This is a genomic window from Seonamhaeicola marinus (genome assembly GCF_008085455.1).
The window spans coordinates 321-768 of sequence record NZ_VSDQ01000357.1 but is presented as its reverse complement, the minus strand read 5'-3'; the positions used below and the strand labels follow the sequence as shown (position 1 = coordinate 768).

1 protein-coding gene is annotated in these 448 nt (G+C 27.5%); it reads right to left on the bottom strand.

The window, feature by feature from the left end:
- A partial coding sequence (locus FUA24_RS25665; protein ID WP_246146955.1) for an ATP-binding protein occupies nucleotides 1-448 on the bottom strand: 448 nt, incomplete at both ends.

Here is a 448-nt window from a genome sequence, read left to right as displayed (position 1 = left end):
CATTTTAAAGACATTTTAGTAAGTATTTTTTTAGTGATCATTTGGTTTATTTTATTGTCTTCAACCACTAAAATTTTAACTTTTGTAAGATCTAATTTTTCTTTTTTCTGTTCAAAGAAAGATTTTTTGTCTTCCTCTTCTTCTTTAACTTCAGTATATTCTAAAGGAATATCAAAGAAAAACGTGGTGCCTTCTCCTAATTCACTTTTTACATGAATTTCACCTTTTAAAATATCAATTAAACCTTTAACAATAGATAAACCTAAACCAGTACCGCCATATTTTCTATTAATTTGAATGGATCCTTGGTTGAAGCTTTCAAACATATTGTCTTGTTTTTCTTGGCTAATACCAATACCATTATCTTCAATCTCAAACCTTAGGGTGTACATTTTATCTTTTATTTCCATTTGATAAACCCTAATCCAAATATCACCATCTTTGGTAA